Consider the following 25,054-nt stretch of genomic DNA (forward strand, 5'->3'; position numbering starts at 1 on the left):
CAATCCTCTTTCAAAAGCTTCGCGAGCGGGCTCGCTCCGACAATGCATAGCCTACATCCTGTGGGAGGGAGCCTGCTCGCGGAAAGAGCTCAGGAAACCGGCACGCGACGTTTTTCTGCGACCCAACTGCGCCCGTACAGCACCACGATCGCCAGGATAGCCACCACTTGTGCGGCCAGCGAGTAAGCATCGGCATGAATGCCCAGCCAATCGAACTCGAAGAACGCCACCGGCCGCGTGCCAAAGATCCCGGCCTCCTGCAATGCTTTCACGCCATGGCCGGCGAACACCACCGACAGCGCACAGAGCAACGCGGCATTGATGCTGAAGAACAGCGCCAACGGCAGTTTCGCCGAACCACGCAAGATCACCCAGGCCAACCCGACCAGCAACACCAACGCCGTCGCGCCGCCAGCCAACACGGCGTCATGGCCGGCGGGTCCCGCTTGCAGCCACAAGGTCTCGTAGAACAGGATCACTTCGAACAATTCGCGATAGACCGAGAAAAACGCCAGGATCGCGAATCCGAACCGGCCACCGCCGCCCACCAGGCTGCTCTTGATGTAGTCCTGCCAGGCCGCTGCGTGGCGCCGGTCGTGCATCCAGACACCCAGCCACAACACCATCACGCTGGCGAACAGTGCCGTGGCGCCTTCAAGCAATTCCCGCTGCGCGCCGCTGACATCGATCACATACGCCGCCAACCCCCACGTCGCCAGGCCGGCAAGCAATGCCAATCCCCAACCGATGTTGACGCTGCGAACCGCCGACTGTTGGCCGGTGTTGCGCAAGAATGCCAGGATCGCCGCCAGCACCAGGATCGCTTCCAGGCCTTCGCGCAACAGAATCAGCAAGCCGGAGATGTAGCTCAACGACCAACTCAAGCCATCGCCACCCAACAGGCCGGCGGACTCCTTCAACTTGGCCTTGGCCGCGTCCAGGCGCTGCTGGGCCTGGTCCACGGGCAAGCCATCCTGCAAGGACTGACGGAAAGCCATCAAGGCCTTTTCAGTGTCTTTGCGCACCGTGGCGTCGACGTTATCGAGGGAGCTTTCCACCAACTCGAAGCCTTCCAGATAAGCCGCGACGGACAGATCGTAGGCCTGGTCATGATCACCAGCACGATACGCCGCGATGCTTTTATCCAACGTCGTGGCGGTGTAGTCGAGCAATTGGGCCGGGCCGCGCTGTACTTGCGGCGGCTGGGCACGTTGGGCGCGGAATGTCGCCGCTGCCGCAGGCCCTTGGGCTGCGAGGACTTCGGCTGGGGTCTGGCGGGCAAGGTCGGCGAGGTTGTAGGTCAGCTCGCTTTTGGCCGCAGCCGGGTCGGCGCTGAAGCTGGCAATGTAAGTCGCCAGGTCCCAGCGTTGGCGATCGTCGAGCTGATCGGCGAAGGCCGGCATGTCCGTGCCCTCGACGCCCATGCCCAGGGTGTTGTAGATCGCATAGAGGCTCAGCCGATCCAGGCGCTGGCCGTCACGCAGGTTCGAGGGCGGCGGCTCTAGGCCGACGCCGGCCGGACCATCGCCAGCACCGGCGTCTCCATGGCAAACCGAGCAATTCTGGGCATACAGCGGCGCGCCGCGTGCCGGGTCCGGGGTAATGATCGGCGCCTGGCTGACTTCATACGCCACCGCCAGCCTTGCCCCCAATTGCCGTGCCAGGCGGGCGACGTCGTTGCCGTCCCGGCGGTCGCTGATAGCACCGCGCAGAGTACCAATACCCTGGGTCAATTCAGCCTTTTCCGGCTTGTTCGGCAGCGCAGCGATCAGCCCTTCCAGTACCTGGGTGAACTCCAGTTGCTCGCGGTATTCGGAGTCGTCGATGACGTTTCCCGCCTCGACAGTCGCCGGGTAATCCGCCCCGATGTAATCCAACAAATGCAGGGCCTGAGGGGCGCCTTCGGCAGTGTCAGCCAGCAGATCGGCGCTGCATAACGCCAGCAACGGCAGCGCTAGCCAGGCGAGGAAACGAAACGGGGCAGCCATGAATGACTCTCGATTGGAAATAAGAAGTAACACATTGTTCACTTCCAATGCGCTTGGCTCAAGCACCGATGTGTTTCCCCCGCACATTTTCATCGGATCTTCATGCTTTGCAGGTGACATCACAAAAACATCATTTAGAGATTAAAAAGCCACTACTGCTTCAAACCTCCTGTTTATAATGCGCCGCCCTCTTATTTGTTGAAGGCATAAGAGCTCCTCTGGTCATGAGGAACCGACGGCGCCAATGCCCCGTTCGTGGATCGCCCCAGCCCGACCCGCACAACAGGCTGATACTCAGGGAAGAAGTGTTCATGGCAACCCGTGCCTATTTCTCGGTCGCCCTCTGCGCGACCACGCTGCTGTCCGGCTGTTCGGCCTTTCGCAACTACGACAGTGAGCTGGCCCAGACCAATCAACAGCTGGCCTCTGGCAACGTCGACGCCGCATTGACCCTGCTCGAAAAGAACAACAGCAGCCAGGACAAAGACCTGCTTTATTTCTTCGAAAAGGGTGAGCTGCTGCGCGCCAAGGGCGACTTGTCCGGCAGCCAGACGGCCTGGACCAATGCCGACCAACAGGTCGGCCAGTGGGAAGACGCGGTCAAGCTCGACACAGCCAAATATCTCGCGCAGTTCGGCAGTTTCCTGGTCAACGACAAGGTTCGGCGCTACGAGGGATATGACTATGAAAAGGTCATGCTCACCACGCAGATGGCCCTGAACCTGCTGGCCGTGAATGACTTCGACGGCGCTCGGTTGCAGATCAAGAAGACCCACGAGCGCGAGGCGGTGATCGCCGACCTGCGGGACAAGGAATACCTCAAGCGCGAGGAAGATGCCGAGAAACAAGGGGTCAAGACCGAGTACAAGGACCTCAAGGGTTACCCGGTCGCCAGCCTGGACGCGCCGGAAGTGGTCAGCCTGAAAAACAGTTACCAGAGCGCGTTCAGCCATTACCTGGCAGGCTTCGTCTACGAGGCGCTGGGTGAAAAAGACCTGGCCGCGCCGGGTTACCGCAAAGCCGCCGAACTGCGGCCCAACACCCCGCTGCTGGAACAAGCACTGCTCAACCTCGACAAGCCTGCCGCCAAGGGCGACGACAGCGACATCCTGATCGTGGTGCAGAGCGGTCTCGCGCCGTCCCGGGATTCGATCCGTATCCCGCTGCCCCTGCCCATCAGCGGCAACGTTGTCATCACACCGCTGTCGTTCCCGCTGATCAAGCCGGACACCTCCACCGCCACGTTCGCCCAGATCGGCGTCGACGGTCGGCAACTGGACCTGACCCAACTCAACAGCACCACGGCCATGTCGCGCAGGGCCCTGCGTGATGACATGCCGGGGATCATCCTGCGCACCACCGTGCGCGCGGTGACTCGTGGCGTGGCGCAAAAGCAGATCAACGAAACCAACCCCCTGGCCGGCCTGGCCGTGGGCATTACCTCGGCCGTGCTTGAAGGCGCGGATACCAGGACCTGGCGCACCCTCCCGGACTACACCCAGGTGGTGCGCCTGCGCCTGAAGAAAGGCGAGCACCAGGTCACCTTGCCAAGCGCGGTAGGCGGCTCGGTCGTCAAGGTCAAGGTCGATCAGCGATACCAGGTCATCAGCCTGCGGGCGGTGGGTAACCAGGTATTCGCCGGCGGCCTGGCGGCCCAGGTCATCCCGAGCGCCAATCCCACCGCCATCGCACTCAAGCAACCTTAAGAACGGAGTCTTGTTCACATGCGTTTTAAACTGATCGCCGTTGGCGCCCTGGCCTTGCTGGCCGGTTGCGCCACCCCACCGCCACCGGAGCCGGGCAGCGCCGCCAGCAAGGTCGTGGCGATGGGCAAGACCAAGAACATCGTGGTCGGCGCCATGCGCGTCGCCCGGGAAAACGGCTACATGACCGTCAGCGTGCAGCTGAGCAATACCAGCTTCAACAACAAGAACATGTACTACCGCTTCGCCTGGCTGGGGCCGGAAGGCTTCCCCATTGCGGAGGAGGAAAGCTGGAAAAGCCTGACGCTTTACGGCGAACAGACCCGCTTCCTGCCGGCCATCGCACCGACGCCCAAGGCTGTGGATTTCCGCTTGGAAATCAACACGCCGTAAGACAGATACACGTTCCTGTGGCGAAGGGATTTATCCCCTCGCCACAAAAACAAACTTTAGTTGAGAGCACCCAATGTTCCTACGCATTTCCTTCCTCGCCCTCGCCGCCCTGCTCGTCAGCGGCTGCGCCAACAACTCGCCGGTGCTGGGCAACAAGAACATCAGCTATGGCGATACCAAGGCCGTGGAAACCGTCACCAACGAATTCGGCTCCACCGATCTGCAAATGATCGCCGAATCCATGACCCGCTCCCTCGCCCAGTCCGGCGTGCTGCAGGGCCGTCCGGTGGTCCAGGTCTATGACGTGAAGAACAAGACCAGCGAGTACATCGATACCCGGGAAATCACCACCAGCATCAAGACCCAACTGATGAAGACCGGCGCCGCGCGCTTCGCCAGCGACAACAACGCCATGGACAGCCAGGTCGACCAGCTGAAGTTGCAGAACCAGAGCGGCTTGTACAAAAAGAGCACCGTGGCCAAGACCGGCAACATGATCGCCGCCAAATATCGCATCGAGGGCTCCATCAGCTCGATCGTCAAGCGCAGCGAAGACTACAAGGACGTGTTCTACAAATTCAGCCTGCAACTGATCGACGTCGAAAGTGGCCTGGCCGAATGGATGGACGAAAAAGAAATCCGCAAGACCACGGAGCGTTAAGCCATGCGCACATGGATCGGCATGATGGCCCTGGCTTGCGCATTCACTGCGCAAGCGGCCCCAAAAATCGCGGTGACGGACTTGGCGTATCAAGAGCGCGTCGAGGAATACATCCACACCGTTTCGGCCCAGAGCAACTTCCAGGCGAGCCCGTACAGTGCCAGCGCTTCGTCGAGCTACGACGAAATGGAGGCCACCAGCAGTTACATCGAGCAGGGTGAGCTGCGCAAGTTCACCGGCGATATCAAGGGCGAGATCCTGCGCAGCGCAATGTTCCAGCTGGTTCAAGGCACGCCTTATACCGCCTCGTCCAAGGGCGACGTGTACGACGTGATCAAGCGCATCAAGGCGGGGAATTTCAAGGGCGCCGACTACGTGCTGTTCGGCACCGTGTCGGACATCGATTTCACCCGCGACATCAATGAGCTGGGCACTGCCGACAGCTACTCGGCGGTGCTTGCCCTGACGTTGGTGGCGGATTTCAGCTTGATCAATACCAAGACCTTCGAAATCACCTCGGCCTTCACCGCCATGGGTGAAGGCCAGGACACCAAGCTGCTGAACCACCGGGACGTGCGCATCAGCCTCAATCGGCCACGGGTCGTACGTGAAGTGTCCAAGGCGCTGGGGGAAGATGTGGCGCGGCAGTTGAGCGAACAGCTCGGCGGGCCAGTCCATGAACAAGCCGGCGAACCCGCGCAACGCAACAACCTGCCGAGGGATACGGCGCCGGTGATCCTGCGCTGATCAATATCGGGAGGGCATTCTGTGGCGAGTAAGCTTGCTACCTCGCCACAGAATGCCTCCGTACAGACTTTAGCTACACCGCAGCCTTGCGGATCGTCGCCAGCAACCCCGCCGCACCAATGAACAATCCGGCAAAGGTCCTGTTCATCCGCCGTTGCTGCTTGGGAGTACGCAACAGGCGCAGTACCTTGGACGCCAATCCGGTATACCCGGCCATGACAATCAGATCGACACAAACCATGGTCACGCCCAGGATCAAGTATTGCTTGACCAGGGGTGCGTGAGGATCGATGAACTGCGGCAGCACCGCGAGCATGAACACCAGGGCCTTGGGGTTGCTGATGTTCACCAGGAAACCGCGAAACACCAACGCCAGGGGCTTGCCGATGGGCCGAACAGCCGCGTCGTCGCTGAGGTCGCCGGGAATCGCCCGCCATTGCTTGACGCCCAGGTAGACCAGATAGGCCACGCCGAACCATTTGATCGCGTAGAACGCGGTGGACGATGCGGTAAGGATTGCGCCGACGCCTGCCGCGACGATCGCGATTTGCAGTGCCAGGCCCAACTGCAGGCCCAAGGCATTCCAGTAGCCACGCCAGAAGCCGTACTGAAGACCACTGGACATCGAGGCAATGGCACCGGCGCCCGGTGACAGACTGATAACCCAACAAGCGGCAAAAAACGCCAGCCACGTTTCTAGCAACATTGCACACCTCGGCTCGGATCCGTCGAAACGAATAAGCTAATGCGCCGCCTTGCGGATAACCACTGTTTTCTTCATGCGCCGGCAAATAAGGCTATTCGACGAAACCGCCAACCGGGAACGCCTCGCTGCCGCGCCAGCGCCGCACCGACCGCTGGAAGAACAGGCTATTGGGCACCTGCACCATGGAGCTGCCGGTGCCGAGTTCCTCGGGCTCGATCAACGTGGTGTAGAGCAGATTGATCGCCACCACCCGCCCCTTGATGCCAGGCTTGTCGGTCGCCTCCACTAGCTCGACCACGTCGCCGAGACGGAACGGCCCGACGGTGTAGATCAGGATCGCGCAAAGCAGGTTCGACAACACGCTCCAGATGGCGAAGAACGCGACCGCCGCAACGGCAACGAAGCCCGACAGCGCAGTCCACAGCACCGTGGCCGAGACACCGAGGCGTTCCAGCGCCACCAGCACGGCACTGCCCATGATCAACCAGCGCAGCACGCCACGCAGAATGATCACCAGCTGGGTCGGCAATGGATAGCGCTCGCCGAGCCCCGTGAGGAAACGCGCGACGAAACGCTGGGCAACATAACCTACCAACAGGATCAGCAGGATTTGCACACCGAGCCAGATCGGTTCGATCCACATGACAGGTATGGGCAAGGACAACGCTTCCATCAGGACAACGCCTCCAGCTCCGCTTGCAGGTTTTCCAGCAACTCCAGGGCTTGCATCCACGCCTCCTCAAGTTCCGCTTCCCGAACCTTCAGCTTGGCCTGTTCGGCCAGCAGGTCACGCAGCTCATCCTTGCGTGCTGCCTCGTAGAGACCACTGTCACCGAGGCTGGTTTCGATTTTTTGCAGCTTTTCATGCAGCTTGCCCAGCTCGGCTTCGAGCTTGTCGGCCTCGCGCTTGTGCGGCGCTAGTTGCTGACGCAACGCCGCGGCGGCCTGGCGCTGTGCTTTCTTGTCGGTCTTGTCCGGGTTTACCGGCGTGCTGCTGACCGGTGCGTTGCGTTGGCGATAATCCACCAGCCAGCGCGCATAGTCCTCCAGATCACCGTCGAACTCTTCGACCTTGCCGTCTGCAACCAGATAGAAATTGTCCGTCGTGCTCTTGAGCAAGTGCCGGTCGTGGGAGACCACCAGCACCGCGCCACTGAACTCCTGCAAGGCCATGGTCAGGGCCAGGCGCATCTCCAGGTCCAGATGGTTGGTCGGTTCGTCGAGCAGCAGCAGATTCGGCCGTCCCCAGGCGATCAACGCCAGCGCCAGACGCGCCTTCTCGCCACCGGAGAAATTCAACACCGGTTCGTCGATGCGCGCCCCGCGAAAATCGAAACCGCCGAGGAAATCCCTGAGTGTCTGCTCGCGCTCGGTTGGCGCCAGGCGCTGCAAGTGCAGCAGTGGGCTGGCCTTGGCATCGAGGGAGTCCAACTGATGCTGGGCGAAGTAGCCAACGACGGTGTTTTCACCCCGCGTCAGGCGCCCGGCCAAAGGCTCGAGCTCACCGGACAGGTTTTTGATCAGGGTCGACTTACCGGCACCGTTAGGCCCCAACAGACCGATCCGCGCACCAGGAGTCAGTTGCAGCTTGACCTTTTCCAGCACGGTTTTATCGCCATAGCCCAGTCGCGCATCGGACAAGTCGATCAGTGGGCTGGAAATCTTCGACGACTCGCGGAAAACAAAATCGAATGGCGAATCGACGTGGGCCGCCGACAGCTCTTCCATCCGCTCCAGCGCCTTGATCCGGCTCTGCGCCTGGCGGGCCTTCGTGGCCTGGGCCTTGAAGCGGGCGATGTAGCTTTCCATGTGCGCCCGCTGGGCCTGCTGCTTCTCGTAGGCTTGCTGTTGCTGTGCCAGGCGTTCGGCGCGGGCGCGCTCGAAGGCGCTGTAGCCGCCACGGTACAAGGTGAGCTTGCGCTGGTCGACATGGGCGACGTGATCCACGACGGCGTCGAGGAAATCCCGGTCATGGGAGATCAGCAGCAGCGTGCCGGGATAACTCTTGAGCCAGTCTTCGAGCCAGATGATCGCGTCGAGGTCCAAGTGGTTGGTCGGTTCGTCGAGCAACAACAGGTCCGACGGGCACATAAGGGCCTGCGCCAGGTTCAGGCGCATCCGCCAGCCGCCGGAGAAATCGCCGACCTGACGGTCCATCTGCTCATTGGTGAAGCCCAGGCCGGCGAGCAATTTACGCGCGCGGGCATCGGCGGTGTAGCCATCGGCACTGTCGAGTTCCGAATGCAGCCGGGCCTGTGCGGCACCGTCGTGGGCCGCTTCGGCCGCCGCCAGGTCACTTTGCACCTGACGCAGGCGCAGGTCGCCATCGAGCACGTAGTCCACCGCCAGGCGTTCGAGAGTATCGACCTCCTGGCGCATGTGGGCGATGCGCCAGTCCGCAGGCAGGAAGCAGTCGCCGGAATCCGGGTGCAACTCGCCGCGCAACAAGGCGAACAGGCTCGATTTGCCGGCGCCGTTGGCACCGATGAGGCCAGCTTTGTGGCCGGCGTGCAGGGTCAGCTCGGCGTCTTCTAGCAGACGTTGCGGGCCACGCTGTAAAGTCAGGTTCTGAAGTCGAATCATAATGGCGGCGGAGTCTACCAGCTTCGCTCGCAACTGGCGCGAGTAGCACGATGTCCTCTGATCTGTGGAGCTTTTCAATCAACCTCTATGCCAAGCCCGGCGTGGAATCTGCGTGCCTGGCCTTGCAAGCGGATGGCGCGAATGTCTGCCTGGTGCTCTGTGGGTTGTGGTTGGAGCAACGCGGTGTGAGCTGTGATGAGCAAAAGCTACAGCAGCTTCAGCATCTGGCCGGCCCCTGGGACTCCAGCGTCGTGCAGCCATTGCGGGCATTGCGCACCCAATGGAAAAAACCCGCGCTGGAGGATCCGAGGCTGGGTGGATTGCGAGAACAGATCAAGAAACTGGAACTGGAAGCCGAACGGCTATTGCTTGAGCGGCTGGAGGCAACCGCCAAGGACTGGCCGACGGGACAAGCTGCGGATTCAGCGCAATGGTTGCGAAAGCTTGCCGGCCCAGCCAACCGCGACGCGCTGCAGCAGCTGCGCGTCGCGGTCTCCGGCGCTTAGGAAGCGCGGGTTGGAGTGGTGCTTGGGGCGGTGGCTACGCTCGGGTTCAGCGCCGGTGCTGGCGTGCCGGTCGTGGGCGCAGGGGTCGCCGTTGGGGCTGGCGCGGCAGGTTTGGCAACCGGAGCAGTTGCCGGTTTTGCAGCGGCAGGCTTGGCAGCGGCCGGCTTTTTCACGGCTGGCTTCGCAGCGGGCTTGGCTGCAGGTTTGGCAGCGGCCGGCTTGGTCGCCGCAGGCTTGGCCGCAGCCGGTTTAGCCGCAGGCTTAGCCACAACTTTGGCAGGCGCCTTGGCAGCAGCGGGTTTGGCCGGCGATTTCGCAGCAGGCTTGGCAGCGACAGGTTTTGCAGCAGCGGCCTTGGTCGCCGCTGGCTTGGCAGCCGGCTTCGCAGCGGGTTTGGCGGCCGCTTTGACAGCCGGTTTGGCAGCGGTGGCTTTCGTTGCAGCGGGCTTGGCAGCGGCGGTTTTAGCGGCAGGCTTGGCGGCCACTTTTGCAGCAGGCTTGGCGGCGACAGGTTTGGCTGCTGCTTTCACGACAGGCTTGGCGGCAGCCTTGGCGGCTGGCTTTTTCGCAACGGGTTTCACTGCGCTGGCAGCGACCGGTTTCTTCACGGCAGGTTTAGTGACTGGCTTGGCCGCCACCTTGGTTGCGGTTTTTGCCGCGACAGGTTTAGCCGCCGGCTTCTTGGCCGATACAACGGCAGGTTTGGCCGCGCGAAGAGACAGCGCCTTGCTTGCGGCTTCCTGGACGCGGCCGACACCTTGGGCCAGCTTCAGGCTTTCCTGGGCGTCACGCTTGAGTTGCAGGATGTAGGAACGGGTTTCGGACTGACGATCCTTCAGGGCATCGAGCAGGTCCTCGAGCTCTTTCATGGCGTCCTTGGCCTTGGCTTGTGCCTTGGCCTTGCCGGCAGTTGCTGCGTCTTGCAGCTTGGTGCGCGACTTGTGCAGTTTTTCCTGCGCCTTGCCGCGTTGTTTTTCCAGCTTGGCGAGCAATTTTTCAGCATCAGCCAGGGCTTGGGAGCAGGCATTTTCCAGATGCTCGAGCAAGCTGCCCGACAGTTGTTGGAGCAAGTGCAACGGAGTGTTTACAGGCTTCTTGGTGGCCGACATGGTTTACCTCCTGACTGACGTGAGTGCGGCTCATACTAGACCTCTGCTGCAACCGCCGCTAGGGCATGTTGACACTACACAAGGCGTTGCGTTGCACGGGACAAAAAATCTTCTGCGCCATCGCCTGGGCAAATCACTTTTACTGTCAGCGGCACTGGCATAATCCCTCGAATCGAGGCCGGAGCAAGTACACATGTCGCGTCACCTTTTTTTACTTCTTTGCATGGTTTTCCCCGTGGCCCAGGCCACCGAAAAAACCAACGCAAACGACGCCCGGGACCTGGCCTACAGTCTGGGCGCGAGCCTGGGGGAACGCCTGCGCCGAGACGTGCCCGACCTGGAGATCCAAGCCTTGGTCGAGGGCCTGCAACAGGCTTACCTGGGCAAGCCGCTGGCGTTGGAGGATGAACGCATCGAACGCATCCTGGCCGAACACCAGGCGCAGTTGACGGCGCAAGCGGCACCCGCCCAGGACGTAGCGGCGCTAAAGACCGAGCAGAAATTTCTCAGCGATGAGAAAGGCCGGCCTGGTGTCCAGCAGTTGCCGGACGGCATCCTGCTGACCGAACTAAAGCCAGGCAGTGGCGCGAAAGCCGGCCCCCACGGCAAAGTCCAAGTGTTGTATGTCGGTCGGTTGCCGGACGGCACCGTGTTCGATTCCAACCATCAGGCGCAGTGGTTCAACCTTGATAGCGTGATCGATGGCTGGCGCAGCGCACTGCCGCAGATGCCGGTAGGCGCGAAGTGGCGACTGGTGATTCCTTCAGCCCTGGCCTATGGCGCCGAAGGTGCCGGAGACGTGATCCCGCCTTTCACGCCCCTGGTCTTTGAAATCGAACTGCTGGGCGCGGCGACCTGACGGGCACAAACGAAAAACGGCGCGCAATGCGCACCGTTTTCTGTCGAGAAAGTTGGCTCAGGCCTGGACCGCAGCTTCTTCCTTGTGAGCGTTGTGCAGGACTTCGATCAGGCAATCTTCCAGTTCGAAACGTTCGTGCAACAAGCCGCCCAACTCCTTGAATTTTTCCGCTACGCATTTGCCCTCATCGCACAGGTCATTGAAGGCCAGCAGCTTCTCGGTGATGACATCGATGCGCGGATAAATCGTGTCGGCCAGTTCCAGGCCGCGCTTGTCGTTGAAGGCCTTGGCCTCGCCCGTCAGTTGCTCGTAGATCTCGAAATGACCGGCGGATACATAGTCCACCAGCACACCGCAAAACTCCTGCAGGGGCTTGCGGCTTTCACTCAGTGCCTCAGGCTTGTCGCCAAGCGCATCATAGGCTCGAACCAGTTCATGACGCTCCTGCAACCAGCGGTCGATCAGCAGATGCACCCCACCCCAGCGTTCCTGAGCATTCTGACAACTTTCGAGCATGGTGATTTCTTCCCTTCTGAGTCACGCCCCTCGCCGTCTGAAACATACGCCTGAATGATCAGGAGCAAGGCAGACACAACATGATCGAGTGGCATGATTCCAATGATACGTGCGGGCCAGATTATGCCCGCGCGACAACTGCTTCAAGGTACGCAGGAGATAAAGTTCATACAAGTGTTTAATCCAGCGCCCGGACAAACTGCGACGTCTTGCCGCTGAATGGCCCTACCAGGGCATCCCAGGCCAGGCGCAGCAGCAGGTAAGTCATCGAAACAGCAACAGCCAGAAAAAACAGCAGGCTCCATTCGGGAATGCTCAGATCAAACAGGGTCCAGGTCACTGTCGCGCAGTCGATCAAGCCATTGGCAACATGACGCATGGCGTGCCACCACGAGTCCGCGCCTCTCAGGTGAGTGACGCAGTCAGGTAGAAGCTCCACCGAATCGGTTTGCGCCAGGACATTGCGCCACGCCAGCACCAACCCGCCCGAAGCAAAAGCCCCACCCATCGCAGCATATATAACGCTGCCTTTTTGACCAGGGCCATGCACGCAGGCCGCCAGGCAGCTCATAAAGAACAGCATCAGGCACAACCGCTGCAAGATGCACAGACTGCAGGGGGAAAGGCCGACCACATATTCCAGGTAACTGGCAATGCCAATAGCCAGGGCTGCGGCGATGGAAGCCATGAGAAACAAGAAGCGTGAGCTGGCCAAAGACATGGCGAATCCGTAACAGAAGAGACAGGCTGTAACGGTAGAGGAAAGCCCTCGGGCCTTTCAAGGCAGCCCCACGCAGACACTTCACCTGGGATGTAGCGAATTCCCGACAGGCATAAGGGGATTTAGCTCAGTCCGCTGTAGGACTTTACTGAAGGAATAATCAAAACCCCAAAACCGGGCCGGGATCCACAACCGTTTGCCTCAAGAATATCCGGCCGCTGCGGCGAAGGACCCACACCGACCTCAACACTTGCTGATCACTGTCTCAAGTCGTCAGGACCTGTGGCGAAACCGGTAAGGGCGCGGCCAGAAGACGTTCATCCAGCAACCCCAACCCCTCCTGGAACAGTTGGTTACTACGCTCGGCATCCCCCAATTGCGCCAGCAGCCGCGCCAGTTCGGCGCAAGCCTCAGGGTTGCGCTGCATGCGCAAGCTGCTTTCCAGATAATCCCTCGCCTTGCCCCACAGGCTGTTTTGCAGGCACAGGCGTCCCAGCGTCAAGAGCAGGCCAGGATCATCCGGATGTTCCTTGAGCCAGCCCTCAGCCACTTGCAATTGCCGGATCGGATCAGCACCGCGGACCAGGCCATACAAGCGCGCCAAGTGGCTATCGTAATTTCGCTTGAGCGCGGCGCGCAGCACCTCTTCGGCCTCGACCTGGGCGCCCAACTGCCGAAGCTGCTCGGCATAAGCCAATACCAGTGCCGGCTCCTGGCGCTGGGCGGAGGTCAATTGCTGCCATGCGCGGTTGAGCGATTGCAAACCGACGCTGCCATCGGCTTCGCGGTGAGCTACCAGGGTGAGGTTTTCACCCCAGGCGCGACGCTCCAGCTCTGCCAGTTCAGCGGCAGGCAGGACCTTGTCCTTGCGCAACTCGGGCAACAGTCGGATCACCGCGGACCAATCCCCACGCTGCTGATGCAAACGTTGCAGCTGGCGCAAGGCCTGGGCGTTATGAGGGTGGCGTTCATGCATGGCTTGCAGCGTACTCAACGCACCGTCGGTATCGCCCCGGTCCATTTGCAACTGCGCGTGCGTCAGCGCGATCGCAAGCTCCGCCTGGGGCTGACGCTCCAAGGCGCGCTCCAGCAAACTATCGCTCTGGTCGTACAGGCCCTGCTCATTGGCCGCGCGGGCGGCTCCAAGGTAATACAGCAACGGCTGGCGTTCGGCTTCGGCGGCGCGGTGCAAATGCCGCTGGGCACTGGCCCACCGTCCTTCGGCCAGGTCCAACTGGCCGTGCTCGATCGCGACCTGGACACGACGACTGCGGTTGCGCCGCGACCATGGGTTGACGACGCCGGTGGAAGTGGTCACCAGTCGGATCAACGCGCTTATGCCCCGCCACAGCAGCCAGAGCACTGCAATCAATGCCAGCGTAACCCATAGCCCGGCCTCGTAGCGGAAGTTCTTGTACGCCACCAACACGTAACCCGAATGCTCGGCGATCGCCACGCCCAGCACGGCGGCGACGGCGATGACCACGAATAGAATCACGTAGAGGCGCTTCATGGCGTGGCCTCCTGCTCGCCTGCCTTGGGCATTGGCTTGACCGATTCTTCGGCATTCACGTTGCGGCGCTCAAGGTAGGCCTGGACGGCGCTGAGACTGCCTGCCAGGTCCGGCGTGACCACGGTCACCGGCATCTTGCCCAGCTCAACGACTCGTTCCAGCATGATCTTGCTTTGGGGGTTGTCCTGGTTGAAGTTGTTCTTGAGGACATCCCGGGCTTCGGCCAGTGCCTGGGTGTATACCGGAGCCTGGCCGTTGAGGGCAGCCCATTGCGCCTGCTCCAGTGCCAGGCTCAGCGCCAGGCGCACCTGCATCAAGCTCTGGCCGGCCAGGAGCGGACGGACATTTTCATCGGCATTGAAATCGATGCGGATGTAGCGCGAGATCTGATCCCACCACTGCGCCCACCGGCTTGCCCCATCGCCATCGGCGGTCAGCCCGAGCAGGGATTCACCACGATCCTTGTATTCGGGAGCGATCTCCGACAACTGCAGGACCTGGTCACGCAGGGCGCCCAACTGGAGGAACAGGCCGGTGCGATCCGGCTGCTCCGTGCTGCGCAACGCAGCGAGAGTCTTGGCCAGTTGTTCGCGGGCAGCGAAGGAACCGGGATCGTTTTGCTCGCGCAGGATTTCATCCGCGCCCTGCACCAGTGCCTGGGCACTGCTGATGTCCTGCAGGGCAGACAGTCGCAGACTGGCCAGGCGCAGCAAGTGCTCGGCTTCGGCCAGGCGCCAGTCCTTGCGGCTGGCACCGAGCACGGTTTCCAGGCGCTGGTTCAGGCGCTGCTGGTCACCTTGCAGTTGAGCGACCTGACGCCGCCGCTCTTCCAGCTCTTGAGCCGGAGGCAGTTGTTCCAGGCGTTCACTCAGGCGCTGCTCGTTGAGCTTGAGGTTCTGCGCCTGGTCATTGAGTGCCTGGACCTGGGTGGCCTGCTGCTGGGTGTTGGCTTGCAGATGACGCAATTGCCAAACGCCCCACCCACCCACGGCCACGCCGGCAGCGCCCAACAATAAAGCGACAATCGCCAGTCCGTTTCCGCGACGCGGCGCGACCGGGGCCGAGGCCGAGGCGTCTACCGGAACATCGATCGCTGGCTGGTCTTGATCTTTTGGCAAGGCTGTTTCGCTCACGTATCCATCCTTTGCATTAGAAAACGGCACGGATTGTTCCCGTAAAGCCGCCAGCAAAGCCGCGGCACTGGCGCCACGGCAATCCACAACTGTCCGGGCCCCGGCGGCACGCGCCATCTCGGCGACCCTGGGGCTTGGCACAAACAAGGGTAGCCGCGCCAGGGCGGCCCACGCATCACCGGCCAGCCGGTGCAGATGCTCGAAGCTCTGCCCACTGCTGACCACCAGCGCGTTCAAGCGTTCCGCTTCGACCTTCGCCGGTAATTCACCTTCGGCATAGTTCGGCAAGCCGCGACGGTACAGCTCCAGGTAATCGACACTAGCACCTTGCTCACGCAAACGCTCTGCCAGCAAACCGCGACCACCCTCTCCACGCACAATCAAGACACGTGGCTCAGGCCGGTCGATAGCCTGGCGCAACGTTGCCAGCTCAAGCAAGGCTTCGCTGTCATCGCCGTCATCAGGGTAAGAAACGCGGAGGCCGGCGTCGGCAAGAATCTGCCCGGTCGCAGCGCCCACGCTGAACCATGGCTGGTCAGGAAGACGCGGCCAATATTGGCGCAGCAACTCCACGCACAAGCGTGCCGCAGGCTTGCTCACCACGATCACCGCGCAGTACTGATCCACGGCCTTGAGCTTGGCTCGCTCGGATTCAGGCAGGGGGATCGGCGTGATATCCAGCAGCGGCAGGCTGCTGCCATATACCCCCGCCTCTGCCAGGACAGCCGCCAGCGCAGACGACTCTTGCGCCGGCCGGGTCAGCAGCAGGCGCCATCCCGTCACGCGTGGCCTGCCTCGCCGTAGACCTTCTTGAGGATGTCGTCGGCCCCTTGGCCCAGCAGATCCTCGGCGACGCGCACACCCAATGCCTCGGCATCGCGACGCGGCGCCCGCGCCTCGGCGCTGAGCAGTTTTCCACCACTCGGGTCGCCCACCAGGCCGCGCAACCAGACTTGCTCACCTTCAAGGACGGCGTAGCAGGCAATCGGCACCTGGCAGCCTCCGTTCAAATGCTTGTTGAGGGCGCGCTCGGCGAAGACTCGAGTGGCCGTGTCTTCGTGGTGCAGCGGCGCCAGCAGGGCATGGATCTCGCTGTCAGCGCTACGGCACTCGATGCCCACCGCCCCCTGTCCGCCGGCGGGCAGGCTGTCGTCGACGCTGATGGCCGAGGTGATGCGATCTTCGAAACCCAGGCGGATCAAGCCCGCGGCGGCGAGGATAATAGCGTCGTATTCGCCGGCATCGAGCTTGGCCAGGCGCGTATTGACGTTGCCACGCAGGAAACGGATCTGCAGATCGGGACGACGAGTCAGCAGCTGCGCCTGGCGGCGCAGGCTCGACGTGCCCACCACGCTCCGGGCAGGCAGCGCGTCAAGGCTGGAGAATGTATTGGAGACGAATGCATCGCGCGGGTCTTCCCGCTCACAGATGCAAAAAAGGCCCAGGCCTTCGGGGAAGTCCATGGGCACGTCTTTCATCGAATGCACGGCGATGTCGGCTTCGTTGTCCAGCAAGGCTGTCTCCAGCTCCTTGACGAACAAGCCCTTGCCACCGATTTTCGACAGTGGCGAGTCCAGCAGCTTGTCGCCGCGACTGACCATGGGCACCAGCGTCACGACCAGGCCCGGATGGGCCGTTTCGAGGCGGGCTTTGACGTATTCGGCCTGCCAGAGGGCCAAGGCACTTTTACGGGTGGCGATGCGGATCTCGCGAGGGGACATGGATCAATCCGTACTTAAAAGATACGGCAGATAATAACAGCTCAGCCAAATCCGCTTTGACTTGAATCACGACCCCGCGGCCTCCCTGGCCCCCAACCCTGGAAATGGAACGCCTGATGGCGGGCGCTAGAGCTGCTGCATCATCTTGCGGACGCCCGCTACATGCCGTCGGCTGACGATCAGCGCATCACCATTGAGCCCCTTGAGGTACAGCTGGAAATGTCCAAGGGGCGTACGTTGCAAGCGCTCGATACGCTCGCGGGCCACCAGGGCATTGCGGTGGATGCGCACGAACCGCTCGCCGAATTCGTCTTCCAGGGCCTTGAGTGGCTCGTCCAGCAACACTTCGCCACTTTCGTGGCGCAAGGTCACGTACTTGTGGTCGGCAATGAAATAGACGACCTGGTTCAGGGGTATCAGCTCGATGCCCTTGCGGGTCCGCGCGCTGATATGGCTGCGCGGGCCGCTGCCGCTTTCGGCGGCCGGACGGGTGAGCGCCGCCAATTGCGTGCGATTCGGCCGCTCAGCCTTGCGCAGTGCCTCTTCCAGCGCCTCGACCGCGACGGGCTTGAGCAAATAGCCCACGGCACCGGCCTGCAGGACCTCGGGGGGAAAGTCATCCCGAGTGGTACAAAACACCACCGCTGGAGGTGACTCGCGCTCGCAGAGCCTTGCCGCGACTTGCAACCCGTCGAGGCCGGGCATGCGAATGTCGAGCAGCACGATATCCGGCTTGTGGCTGTCGATAAGGGCCAATGCCTCTTCGCCATTGGTGGCGCTCGGCTCCAGGACACTGTAACCCTCGAGTTCGCCGAGCAGTCGGCTCAGGCGCTCGCGGGCCAGTGGTTCGTCATCAACGATCAGGACATTCATATTGCGCTGGATTCCTGCGTGAGTCTCGCACAAGGATAGCGTAGACAGGGGAAGTGACATCCGTCACCGCGATCCACGCTAAGACTGGTCCGAGGGCCAAAAAGTGCCGCGAGGCGGTTGTCTATCTTTACCAGCGCTTGCCGACCGATGCTCGAGGCCTGTTGTCGCACAGCGTCGCCACAGGGTTTGTTAAGACTCGATCTGACCAATATGAGCACCCCCCTTTATTTGGTGCGTCCGATGCGTCCAGGATGAAAAACCAAAGCCCTACCGTCCACTGTAGACGGTTGCCACGACGATATTGCTCAATCGAAAAATATCGTTGCGCGAAAAAGCCTTCTGGATCCCTGGCATTTGCGGCAAAAAACCTGCCGACCAGTGCCAGCGCCAGCCCCGGCAACCCTGTTATCATCCGGGGCAGCCTTTAACCGCTACCTTTTTCCAGCCGATCACGAGCGAATTCATGAGCACTGACAAGACCAATCAGTCCTGGGGCGGCCGCTTCAGTGAACCCGTCGACGCCTTCGTCGCCCGCTTCACCGCCTCCGTCAATTTCGACCAGCGCCTGTATCGCCACGACATCATGGGCTCGATCGCCCACGCCACCATGCTGGCCAAGGTCGGCGTGCTCACCGATGCCGAGCGCGACAGCATCATCGATGGCCTGAAGACCATCCAGGGCGAGATCGAGGCCGGCCAGTTCGACTGGCGTGTCGATCTCGAAGACGTGCACATGAACATCGAGGCGCGCCTGACCGATCGCATTGGCGTGACCGGCAAGAAGCTGCACACCGGCCGCAGCCGCAACGACCAGGTCGCCACCGATATCCGCCTGTGGCTGCGCGATGAGATCGACCTGATCCTCGCCGAGATCACGCGCTTGCAAAAAGGCCTGCTGGAGCAAGCCGAACGCGAAGCCGAGAGCATCATGCCGGGCTTCACACACCTGCAAACGGCTCAACCTGTAACGTTCGGGCATCACATGCTGGCCTGGTTCGAGATGCTCAGCCGCGACTATGAGCGTCTGGTGGATTGCCGCAAGCGCACCAACCGCATGCCCCTGGGCAGCGCCGCGCTGGCCGGCACCACCTACCCGATCGACCGTGAGTACACCGCCCGACTGCTGGGCTTCGACGCCGTGGGCGGCAACTCGCTGGATAACGTCTCGGACCGCGATTTCGCCATTGAATTCTGCGCCGCCGCGAGCATCGCGATGATGCACCTGTCGCGCTTCTCCGAAGAGCTGGTGCTGTGGACCAGTGCCCAATTCCAATTCATCGATTTGCCCGACCGCTTCTGCACCGGCAGCTCGATCATGCCGCAAAAGAAAAACCCCGACGTGCCGGAACTGGTACGAGGCAAGAGCGGCCGAGTATTCGGCGCGCTGATGGGCCTGCTGACCCTGATGAAAGGCCAACCGCTGGCCTACAACAAGGACAACCAGGAGGACAAGGAGCCGCTGTTCGACGCCGCCGACACCTTGCGCGATTCGCTGCGGGCTTTCGCCGACATGATCCCGGCCATCAAGCCCAAGCATGCGGTCATGCGCGAAGCAGCCCTGCGCGGTTTCTCCACCGCCACTGACCTGGCGGACTACCTGGTGCGTCGTGGCCTGCCGTTCCGCGATTGCCACGAAATCGTCGGCCATGCCGTGAAATACGGCGTGGACAGCGGCAAGGACCTGGCGGAGATGAGCCTGGACGAACTGCGCCAGTTCAGCGATCAGATCGACCAGGACGTGTTTGCCGTGCTGACCCTGGAAGGCTCGGTCAACGCCCGTGACCACATCGGCGGTACCGCGCCGGCGCAGGTCAAGGCCGCCGTGGTGCGTGGCCAGGCCCTGATCGCCAGCCGCTAAAGCCTGAAGCATCGCGAGCAAGCTCGCCCCACATCGGATCTTCGTGCTCACCCCATCGTGGGCTGACTCAAGATCTGAAATGGGAGCGCGCCTGCTCGCGAAGGCGCCCCCAAAAGCGCAAGAAATCTACTTCCTGGCGGAAATCTTAGCCAAAAACGCCGGCATCTCTGCCTCCCTGTCCGCCGCTATCCGTTGCACATGCGGATTCTGCCCCAGCAGTTCCATCAAGGCCTTCGCCTTCGGCATATCAGCCAGCAAATCGATATCGAACACCTTCTTGCCCACCTGCAAGGCCAGCGAAAGGCTGTAGTAGAAATACAGGTCAGCGAGACTCAGGCTGTCGCCCGCCACGTAAGGCGAAAACTTGCCATGCCGATCGAGCGAAGCGAACCCCAACAGCAATTCGGCCTTGGATTTTTCCTTGATGGCATCAGCCACAGGCATGCCGAAAAACGCTTCCGGGTAACAGGCACGCCCAGGCAGCTCGATGTACAGCTCGATTTCCCGGCACAAGGCCAATACCTGGGCACGCTCGAACGGGTCCGCAGGCAACAGGGCCTTGCCCGGCTGGGTTTGCTCGATGTATTCGAGAATCACGCTGGTCTCGTTGATGAAACCCTGCTCGGTCTTCAGCACCGGCACCTTGCCGCGCGGGCTGATGGCCAACGCTTCCGGAGTCTGGGCGCCGAAGAACTGGACCTCTTCGAAAGGCACCCCTTTCTCCAGCAACGCCAGCTTGACCATGTTGTAATAATTGCTGACAGAAAAACCATAAAGCTTGAGCATTCCATAGCCTCCAGGCCGTGCGGGGTTGGCAGCCTTGGGTTATAGACCGCCAAGGTGTTTCGCGCCAGGCGCATCACGCCCCTGAATGCAGGTAAACTGGCGCCCTTTCCTACAGGAGCCTGCCATGAGCGAGCCCATCGACATCGACAACGACGAAGAAGAATTCGTCGAGAACACGCTGATCCAGGCCATCGAGAACCAGATCGAAAGCGATAATCCACCAGCGGCCAAGGCCACGTTCAACAAATTGACCCTGGTGGGGTATGAGCGTGAAGAAATCCTCAACCTGATGGCCCACGTGCTGGCGGTGGAAATCGACGCGATCCTGGAAGAAGACCGTCCGTTCAATACCGAATGGTACGAAGGTGCGCTGCGCGCCCTGCCCGAGTTGCCACCGGAAATGAACTGAACCGCTCTTGTGGCGAGGGCGCTTAATCCGGCTGGACCGCGACGCGCTCCCGAAATGCTCACGGCTGCCGCGCACTCGGGCGGGAGCAAGCTCCCTCGCCACGGAGCACCGTCCTAAACAAAAAAGCATGACATTGAGACTGGACAGCTCGGCCAAGTGCGCTCACCTTAGTGACGCTGTCGTCCAAATTCCTAGAAAGTCTGGAGTCCTTATGTCGCTTACCCCTGAGCTGGTTGCCGAACTGGAAATCCTTGCACTCTTCAACCTGGACAGTTCCCAGGAAGGCCTGAAAATCCATCAGACCGCTGCCCCCAAAGCCATCGCCGCTGCCCAACGCCTGTTTGACAAAGAACTCATCACCCAACCCGATGGCGGTTACCTGACCAGCCTGGGCCGTGATGCCGCACAGAATGTGCAAACCGTCCTGACGATCCTCAGCGTGCAAGAAGCCGCCTGATTCTCTCCTCGCCCACGGAAGTCCCTGCATCGGGATTTCCGCAGGCGCACAGGCTCTTTCGTAAAAAATCCTGACGTCACCATCATTTTCAGCTTAAGAATTCCACGACTCGGGCGCTAACCTGCCATCACTTGTGCTTTCCCACGTTCGACGCCGCGAGCCGGTTTGAGCTGACATGACCCGCAACCACGAAATACGCCCCGATCTGGACGAGGGAATCGACCGCAAGGTCCTGAGCCAGTTGCGCGCGCGTTTCCTCAAGCTCAATACCGGACGCATGGAGCGCGCCCTCGAAGGGTTGTCGACCCGCCAACAGGGCGTGTTGACGTTGCTTCCGCTGTTTTTCCACGTCAACCATCCGCTGCTGCCCGGCTATGTCTCGGGCAGCACGCCCGCCGGGTTGTCGAATTACGAGCCCGACACAAACGTCCTCGCCGAGGCCCAACGGCTGACCCGCTCGTTCTCCTATAAAGCACGACATGGCAGCAACCCACCGCGACCGATCCTCGGCCTGTTCCTGATGGGCAGCCTCGGCACGCTCGCCCAGGCCGACCAGAGCGACATGGATGTGTGGGTTTGCCATGGGCCGGACCTGAGCGACGATGAGCTGGCCGAGCTGCGGAAAAAATGCCAACTGCTGGAAACCTGGGCCGCGACCCAAGGCGCCGAAGCGCACTTTTTCCTCATCGACCCGGCGCGATTCGTCCGCGGCGAGCGGGACAACCAACTCAGCTCCGATGACTGCGGCACCACCCAGCATTATCTGCTGCTGGACGAGTTCTACCGCACCGCCATCTGGCTGGCCGGGCGCACGCCAATCTGGTGGCTGGTGCCGGTGTATGAAGAAGAAAACTACGAGCAATACACCCATACGCTGATTTCCAAGCGTTTCATTCGTGCCGACGAAACCCTGGACCTGGGGCATTTGGCCTACATCCCGCCGGGGGAGTTCGTCGGCGCCGGGCTCTGGCAGTTGTTCAAGGGCATCGAATCGCCTTACAAGTCGGTGCTCAAGCTATTGCTGACCGAGGTCTACGCCAGCGAGCACCCGGACGTCCGCTGCCTGAGCCTGCGCTTCAAACAGGCGGTGTTCGCCAATCGCCTGGATCTGGATGAGCTGGACCCGTACATGGTCGTTTATCGCCGCCTCGAGGAATATCTGATCGCCCGCGGCGAGCCGGAACGCCTGGAGCTGATCCGGCGCGCGTTGTACCTAAAGGTCAATCGCAAGCTTACCGGCCACGCTCGCAGCAGTGGCTGGCAGCGCAACCTGCTGGAGCGCCTGGCTCGGGAGTGGGCCTGGGACCAGCGTCAACTGGCCCTGCTCGATAGCCGTAGCCAGTGGAAAGTCCGCCAGGTGAGCAATGAGCGGCGGGCACTGGTCAACGAGCTGACCTACAGCTATCGCTTCTTGACCGAGTTCGCCCGCACCGAGAAAACCGTCAGCCTGATCAACAAGCGCGACCTCAATGTTCTCGGTCGGCGGCTGTATGCGGCCTTCGAGCGCAAGGCCGACAAAATCGAATTCATCAACCCTGGCATTGCTCCGGACTTGGCGGAGGACACCCTGACACTGGTCCAGTCGCCAAACAAGAAAGAGCCTGGGCAGAACCAGTGGGGCTTGTACAACGGCAGCCTGAATGCCTTGGAATGGGAAAACTTCGCGCCCATCAAACGCAGCCGAGAGCTCCTTGAATTGCTCACCTGGTGCCATCGCAACGGTGTGATCGACAGCAGCACGCGCTTGGCGCTGCACCCTGGCGAAAGCGACCTGAGCGAGTTCGAGCTGTTCAACCTGCTGGGCAGCCTGCAACAGGCCATCGCCTTGCCCCTGGCCACGGTCGATGAAGTCCAGTTGCTGCACGCCAGCGTACCCAGCGAAGTGCTGATCCTGGTGAACGTCGGCGTCGACCCGCTCAAGCATCACCGCGACCTGAACATCCTGATGACCACCGAGCGCACCGATTCCCTGAGCTACGCCGGGGTTCGGGAAAACCTGGTGCTCACCCTCGACCAGGTCACACTCAATAGCTGGAATGAGGTACTGGTCAACCGCTTCGATGGCGAGCATGCCCTGCTCGATTGCCTGCGCGACTACCTCAACGCCTTGCCCACGGCACAACGCCAACCGCGCGTGCAGGTCCGGTGCTTCTGTCATAACCGCGCGCAATTCATTGCGCGCCGGGTCGAAGAAGTCATCGAGACCACCCAGGCCTTGCTACTGAGCAAACTCAACTACCGGTATCTGCTGCAAGTCCAGCAGCACTATCACGTACTGGAATTGGTGCCGGGCCAAGTCAACCACGTGGCGCTGGGCAGCCTGTCGGCGCTGATGGATTATCTCGCAGAAGAGCTGACCGCCTACAGCCCGCTGCACCTGGATTCAATGGCGCTGGAAGACCACGACGTGGCGCTGATCCTGCCCATGGGTCAACCCGAGTGCATCCAGGTGTTCTACAGGGTCTACGAAGACGAAGCCGAGCTGTATGTGCTCGATGAACTCAATGCGTTGTGGCAACAGCGCTTGCCATATCACGATGAACAAAGCCTGCTGGTACCGCTGCAACGTTTCCTGCAATCGGTGCTGTACCGCCGCGATGCCCTGCTGCCGATGGACGTTGCCCAGCCGCTGGCGCTGGAAATCCTGTATTACCAGCTCCTGCCTTCGGGTAACGGGCGGGCTCGGCGGGTCGAGTCACGGCCGGCACCGCAGACGCCCATCAACAAGCCCTTTTATGACGTGCAAGGGATCATCGGCAAAGCAGCGCATGGGCAGGTGCACGTCACCCTGTATTGCGACCAGCGGGAATTTTCGGAATTGGAGCATGGCGACCAACTGTTCCAGGTGGTCGCCAGGGAAATCGTCGGGCAGCGCCGCGAAGCCGAACGCTATCGCTGCTATATCACCGACCTCGACCTCTCCGGCCTGGTGGGCGACGGCGCGTGCTCAAGCATTCTGTACCTGCGCTACAAGGCCGACCTGGAGCGCGCACTGAACGAGGCACTGATTCAGGTCTGACAGGATTCAGAACGCGCAATCACCGCCATTGACCGGCTGCGACTCGACTTCCAGCAACGTCAGTTTCAGGGTCTTGCCACCCGGGGCAGGCCAGTCGATGTGCTGGCCTACCTTCAAGCCCAGCAAGGCACTGCCAACCGGTGCCAGGATCGAAATCTTGCCCTCGTCGGCGTTGGCATCCTGGGGATAAACCAGCGTCAGATGGTAATCCTTGCCGCTGCTTTCCTCTCGGCAATGCACTCGCGAATTCATGGTCACGACGTCGGCGGGCACTTCATCGTGGCCCACCAGGGTCTCGGCGCGATCCAGTTCGGTTTGCAAGGCGATCACGCCAGGGAGTGTTTCATCCAGGCTATCGATCAGGCGCTCCAGACGCTGCACGTCCAGGCGAGTAAGGGTGATTGAAGGTGCGGTCATGATCCAGGCAGACTCCTTTCTTCTGCACGAAAAAAGCAAAACCCCGCCACATAAAGGCGGGGTTTTCACTCGCCTCGATGAGTTGAGGCGTTGCTGGACACTACCACAGCTCAAAAAATATACAACCCGGGCGCTTGTCCATCCAATAAGTGGCTACTTCAGGGATCGGCGCTTGAGCGCCTCGGCACAAATAACCCGCCGACGCTCATCATCAGCCGAGCGCCACTCGCGAATATCCTCCACATGCCGGAAACAACCCAGGCAGACCTTTCGCTCGTCGAGCTTGCACACACTGGTACAAGGCGACGGCACGGCCGGGCTGACATTGCTGTAGAGCGGCTTGGGCGGCCGCGCCGGGACGGTCTGGCTCACCGAG

Annotated in this window: 24 protein-coding genes and 2 pseudogenes; 10 read left to right on the forward strand and 16 right to left on the reverse strand. The window is 61.3% G+C overall.

The features are described 5' to 3' along the window. Positions 1 to 89: 89 nt before the first annotated feature. On the reverse strand, positions 90 to 1,988 hold the full coding sequence (locus JZ00_RS07880; RefSeq protein ID WP_039590231.1) for a cytochrome c/FTR1 family iron permease: 1,899 nt from the start codon (positions 1,986 to 1,988) through the stop codon (positions 90 to 92). 311 nt (positions 1,989 to 2,299) lie between these two features. Here JZ00_RS07880 and JZ00_RS07885 point away from each other — a divergent pair, with 311 nt between their 5' ends. The 4 genes from JZ00_RS07885 to JZ00_RS07900 all read left to right on the forward strand — a co-directional run bounded on the left by JZ00_RS07885 (position 2,300) and on the right by JZ00_RS07900 (position 5,492). Continuing rightward, positions 2,300 to 3,694 (forward strand): COG3014 family protein, encoded by a 1,395-nt coding sequence (locus JZ00_RS07885; protein WP_039590229.1) that lies wholly within the window; start codon positions 2,300 to 2,302, stop codon positions 3,692 to 3,694. 18 nt (positions 3,695 to 3,712) lie between these two features. After that, positions 3,713 to 4,084 carry a YcfL family protein gene (locus JZ00_RS07890; RefSeq protein WP_039590227.1) on the forward strand — a complete coding sequence of 124 codons (372 nt, stop codon included), beginning with the start codon at positions 3,713 to 3,715 and terminating at the stop codon, positions 4,082 to 4,084. 73 nt (positions 4,085 to 4,157) lie between these two features. Next, on the forward strand, positions 4,158 to 4,745 hold the full coding sequence (gene lpoB / locus JZ00_RS07895) for a penicillin-binding protein activator LpoB (RefSeq protein WP_039590225.1): 588 nt from the start codon (positions 4,158 to 4,160) through the stop codon (positions 4,743 to 4,745). A gap of 3 nt (positions 4,746 to 4,748) precedes the next feature. Continuing rightward, the gene (locus tag JZ00_RS07900; protein ID WP_039590223.1) at positions 4,749 to 5,492 is read left to right on the forward strand and encodes a hypothetical protein; all 744 of its coding nucleotides are present in this window, start codon (positions 4,749 to 4,751) and stop codon (positions 5,490 to 5,492) included. Between the two features lie 73 nt (positions 5,493 to 5,565). Here JZ00_RS07900 and rhtB read toward each other — a convergent pair whose 3' ends face one another. The 3 genes from rhtB to JZ00_RS07915 form a co-directional block, all read right to left on the reverse strand. Continuing rightward, entirely contained in the window at positions 5,566 to 6,198 is a 633-nt protein-coding gene (gene rhtB / locus JZ00_RS07905) for a homoserine/homoserine lactone efflux protein (RefSeq protein ID WP_039590220.1), read from the reverse strand. Between the two features lie 91 nt (positions 6,199 to 6,289). Further along, on the reverse strand, positions 6,290 to 6,871 hold the full coding sequence (locus tag JZ00_RS07910; RefSeq protein ID WP_039590218.1) for a mechanosensitive ion channel family protein: 582 nt from the start codon (positions 6,869 to 6,871) through the stop codon (positions 6,290 to 6,292). Beyond that, positions 6,871 to 8,781, reverse strand: a complete 1,911-nt coding sequence (locus JZ00_RS07915) for an ATP-binding cassette domain-containing protein (RefSeq protein ID WP_039590217.1) — start codon at positions 8,779 to 8,781, stop codon at positions 6,871 to 6,873. Before JZ00_RS07915 ends, JZ00_RS07910 begins: the two co-directional genes overlap by 1 nt. 50 nt (positions 8,782 to 8,831) lie before the next feature. Between JZ00_RS07915 and JZ00_RS07920 the strand changes: the two genes are divergently transcribed. Continuing rightward, entirely contained in the window at positions 8,832 to 9,287 is a 456-nt protein-coding gene (locus JZ00_RS07920; protein ID WP_039590216.1) for a TIGR02444 family protein, read from the forward strand. Here the strand turns inward: JZ00_RS07920 and JZ00_RS07925 are convergent. Beyond that, positions 9,284 to 10,396 (reverse strand): AlgP family protein, encoded by a 1,113-nt coding sequence (locus tag JZ00_RS07925; protein WP_039590214.1) that lies wholly within the window; start codon positions 10,394 to 10,396, stop codon positions 9,284 to 9,286. The two genes, JZ00_RS07920 and JZ00_RS07925, sit on opposite strands and share 4 nt — an antisense overlap. 193 nt (positions 10,397 to 10,589) lie before the next feature. Here JZ00_RS07925 and JZ00_RS07930 point away from each other — a divergent pair, with 193 nt between their 5' ends. After that, positions 10,590 to 11,255 (forward strand): FKBP-type peptidyl-prolyl cis-trans isomerase, encoded by a 666-nt coding sequence (locus tag JZ00_RS07930; RefSeq protein ID WP_039590212.1) that lies wholly within the window; start codon positions 10,590 to 10,592, stop codon positions 11,253 to 11,255. A gap of 57 nt (positions 11,256 to 11,312) precedes the next feature. Here JZ00_RS07930 and JZ00_RS07935 read toward each other — a convergent pair whose 3' ends face one another. The 8 genes and pseudogenes from JZ00_RS07935 to JZ00_RS31195 form a co-directional block, all read right to left on the reverse strand. Further along, positions 11,313 to 11,771: an Rsd/AlgQ family anti-sigma factor gene (locus tag JZ00_RS07935; RefSeq protein WP_039590209.1), complete on the reverse strand. Its 459-nt coding sequence runs from the start codon at positions 11,769 to 11,771 to the stop codon at positions 11,313 to 11,315. A gap of 178 nt (positions 11,772 to 11,949) precedes the next feature. Next, entirely contained in the window at positions 11,950 to 12,492 is a 543-nt protein-coding gene (locus tag JZ00_RS07940) for a disulfide bond formation protein B (RefSeq protein ID WP_039590208.1), read from the reverse strand. A gap of 265 nt (positions 12,493 to 12,757) precedes the next feature. Continuing rightward, a complete protein-coding gene (locus JZ00_RS07945; protein ID WP_039590205.1) occupies positions 12,758 to 14,005 on the reverse strand; it encodes a heme biosynthesis protein HemY in 1,248 nt (415 codons plus the stop codon). After that, entirely contained in the window at positions 14,002 to 15,138 is a 1,137-nt protein-coding gene (locus JZ00_RS31395; RefSeq protein WP_039590850.1) for a uroporphyrinogen-III C-methyltransferase, read from the reverse strand. Before JZ00_RS31395 ends, JZ00_RS07945 begins: the two co-directional genes overlap by 4 nt. Positions 15,139 to 15,174: 36 nt before the next feature. Further along, positions 15,175 to 15,921: pseudogene (locus tag JZ00_RS31400) on the reverse strand (uroporphyrinogen-III synthase); the annotation flags it as partial. After that, a complete protein-coding gene (gene hemC / locus JZ00_RS07955; protein ID WP_039590202.1) occupies positions 15,918 to 16,859 on the reverse strand; it encodes a hydroxymethylbilane synthase in 942 nt (313 codons plus the stop codon). The gene hemC and the pseudogene JZ00_RS31400, both read right to left, overlap by 4 nt. A 126-nt stretch (positions 16,860 to 16,985) precedes the next feature. Then, the gene (locus tag JZ00_RS07960) at positions 16,986 to 17,732 is read right to left on the reverse strand and encodes a LytR/AlgR family response regulator transcription factor (protein ID WP_039590200.1); all 747 of its coding nucleotides are present in this window, start codon (positions 17,730 to 17,732) and stop codon (positions 16,986 to 16,988) included. Further along, positions 17,729 to 17,878 (reverse strand): annotated as a pseudogene (locus JZ00_RS31195) (sensor histidine kinase); the annotation flags it as partial. The pseudogene JZ00_RS31195 and the gene JZ00_RS07960, both read right to left, overlap by 4 nt. 317 nt (positions 17,879 to 18,195) lie before the next feature. Here JZ00_RS31195 and argH point away from each other — a divergent pair. After that, the gene (argH, locus tag JZ00_RS07965; protein WP_039590849.1) at positions 18,196 to 19,590 is read left to right on the forward strand and encodes an argininosuccinate lyase; all 1,395 of its coding nucleotides are present in this window, start codon (positions 18,196 to 18,198) and stop codon (positions 19,588 to 19,590) included. 126 nt (positions 19,591 to 19,716) lie between these two features. On the opposite strand, the gene JZ00_RS07970 is transcribed toward argH, so the two are convergent. Next, positions 19,717 to 20,376, reverse strand: a complete 660-nt coding sequence (locus JZ00_RS07970) for a glutathione S-transferase family protein (RefSeq protein ID WP_039590198.1) — start codon at positions 20,374 to 20,376, stop codon at positions 19,717 to 19,719. A 124-nt stretch (positions 20,377 to 20,500) separates the two neighbouring features. Between JZ00_RS07970 and JZ00_RS07975 the strand changes: the two genes are divergently transcribed. From JZ00_RS07975 to JZ00_RS07985, 3 genes are all read left to right on the forward strand, one after another. Then, entirely contained in the window at positions 20,501 to 20,785 is a 285-nt protein-coding gene (locus JZ00_RS07975) for a hypothetical protein (protein WP_039590196.1), read from the forward strand. Positions 20,786 to 20,996: 211 nt separating this feature from the next. Then, positions 20,997 to 21,242: a TIGR02647 family protein gene (locus JZ00_RS07980; RefSeq protein WP_039590194.1), complete on the forward strand. Its 246-nt coding sequence runs from the start codon at positions 20,997 to 20,999 to the stop codon at positions 21,240 to 21,242. A 175-nt stretch (positions 21,243 to 21,417) separates the two neighbouring features. Next, positions 21,418 to 24,261: a class I adenylate cyclase gene (locus JZ00_RS07985; RefSeq protein ID WP_039590192.1), complete on the forward strand. Its 2,844-nt coding sequence runs from the start codon at positions 21,418 to 21,420 to the stop codon at positions 24,259 to 24,261. Between the two features lie 6 nt (positions 24,262 to 24,267). Here the strand turns inward: JZ00_RS07985 and rnk are convergent, their stop codons facing one another. Together rnk and JZ00_RS30030 are read right to left on the reverse strand one after the other, a co-directional pair. Beyond that, complete coding sequence (gene rnk / locus JZ00_RS07990) at positions 24,268 to 24,678, reverse strand: nucleoside diphosphate kinase regulator (protein WP_039590189.1); 411 nt, start codon at positions 24,676 to 24,678, stop codon at positions 24,268 to 24,270. A gap of 153 nt (positions 24,679 to 24,831) precedes the next feature. Then, a complete protein-coding gene (locus JZ00_RS30030) occupies positions 24,832 to 25,050 on the reverse strand; it encodes a DUF1289 domain-containing protein (RefSeq protein WP_080942599.1) in 219 nt (72 codons plus the stop codon). Between the last annotated feature and the right edge of the window lie 4 nt (positions 25,051 to 25,054).

The organism is Pseudomonas frederiksbergensis, assembly GCF_000802155.2.
Classification (GTDB): domain Bacteria; phylum Pseudomonadota; class Gammaproteobacteria; order Pseudomonadales; family Pseudomonadaceae; genus Aquipseudomonas; species Aquipseudomonas frederiksbergensis_A.